The following is a 1,550-nucleotide window of genomic DNA, read 5'->3' as shown; positions in this document are numbered from 1 at the left end:
CCTAAGGGCTGTCCCGCAAATGATCTCCGGGGCGCGTCGGGCATGGCGGGCCACCCTGCGGCCCGCTTGCCTATCCGGCGAGAGCGAGGTTGTGCATCCGTGCGATACCGAGCATGGCGTGGTGGACGCCGTCGCCCTTGAGGCGACAGTCACGCAGGATCTTCCAGGTCTTCATCCGGGCGAAGACGTGCTCGACGCGGGCACGGACCTGCCTGTGGGACTTGTTGTGTTCCTCTTTCCAGTCCGGAAGTTCGGTCTGGCCGCGCTGTCGGCGGTGCGGGATGACGAGGCCGGTACCCGGGTAGCCGCCGTCGGCAATCGTGGTGGTCTTGCCGACGGCGGCCTTGGCGCCGGACTCCTCCCACGCCTTGCAGTCGTTGCGGTTCCCGGCAAGCGGCCGGCCGACCACGACGACCAGGCGGGTATCGGCGTCGATGACGACCTGGTGGTTGGTCGAGTACCGGTAGTTCTTCGACCGCTCGGCGATGGCGTGGTCGCGGGTGGGGACCAAGGTGCCGTCCACGATGAGGACGGTGTCTTTGGCGAACCGCTTGCGGGGCTGGAGTGCGAGCAGGGGGCCGAGGTGGTTGATGACTCGGCCGGCCGTCGACTTCGAGACACCGAACAGCGGAGCGAGCTGCCGCAACGTCAGGTTGGTTCGCCAGTAGGCCGTGACCAGCAGCACTCGGTCTTCCAGAGGAAGGCTCCACGGCCGCCCGCGGTGGACCACATCTGCTCCAAGGCGCCGGAGCATGGTCAGCAGTTTGCCGAAGCAGCGGGGGCTCAGCCCCGCGAACGGGGTTATCCAGGACGGCTCCGATGCCGTGATCACACTCGCCACGTCATGATCATCGCGCAGGCCGGCCTCATGCCGAGACAATCCCGCAGCTACGCTGCTCGGGGCAGTCAACAGTGAGCAAGACCCGGGGGGAACCGTGAACCGACCTCTGCTGTTCCTCGACGTGGACGGGCCGCTCAACCCCTATGCGGCCAAGCCGGAGAGGCGTCCCGACGGCTACACCACACTCCGAGTTCCCCGCAACGATGCCCATGAGGACGACAGGGGCCTTGCGCCCCGACGGCGCCCCCTGCGGGTCTGGCTCAACCCGGAGCACGGACGAATCCTGCTCCGGCTCGGCTTCGCTGTGCTGGGCCACCACATGGATGGACGACGCGAACCGGTGGATCGCACCGGTCCTGGGCCTTCCGGAACTTCCCTTTGTGGACTTCGGTGACGCCTTGTTCCATGAGCGTCCTGGTGGAGTCCACTGGAAGACCGGACCGTTGGTGAGCTACGCAGGCGGCCGTCCCTTCGCCTGGGTGGACGACGAGCAGAGCGAGCTGGATCAGACGTACGTGACCGCCCACCACCAAGGCCCCGGGCTCCTCCACCACGTCAACCCGCGGATCGGCCTACGCGAGAACGACTTCCACACGCTCGCCGACTTCGCCCAGTCCCTGGACACCTCACGAACCACCGGCTGAGCACCTCGCCAGCTCGGCAGGCAGCTCCGCACTCGCATCCGAGATCTTTGCGGGACATCCCTTAG

Annotated in this window: 1 protein-coding gene and 1 pseudogene; one reads left to right on the top strand and one right to left on the bottom strand. The window is 67.0% G+C overall.

The genetic code is table 11. The features are described from left to right. Positions 1-70 precede the first annotated feature (70 nt). Positions 71-841: a transposase gene (locus ACFWV2_RS33040; RefSeq protein ID WP_384411121.1), complete on the bottom strand. Its 771-nt coding sequence runs from the start codon at positions 839-841 to the stop codon at positions 71-73. A gap of 94 nt (positions 842-935) precedes the next feature. Between ACFWV2_RS33040 and ACFWV2_RS33035 the strand changes: the two are divergent. Beyond that, a pseudogene (locus ACFWV2_RS33035) lies at positions 936-1,485 on the top strand (hypothetical protein). Positions 1,486-1,550 lie beyond the last annotated feature (65 nt).

This window comes from Streptomyces sp. NPDC058671 (assembly GCF_042716475.1).
Lineage (GTDB): Bacteria > Actinomycetota > Actinomycetes > Streptomycetales > Streptomycetaceae > Streptomyces.
The sequence above is the reverse complement of the archived record's forward strand: the minus strand, read 5'-3'. Positions and strand labels throughout refer to the sequence as shown.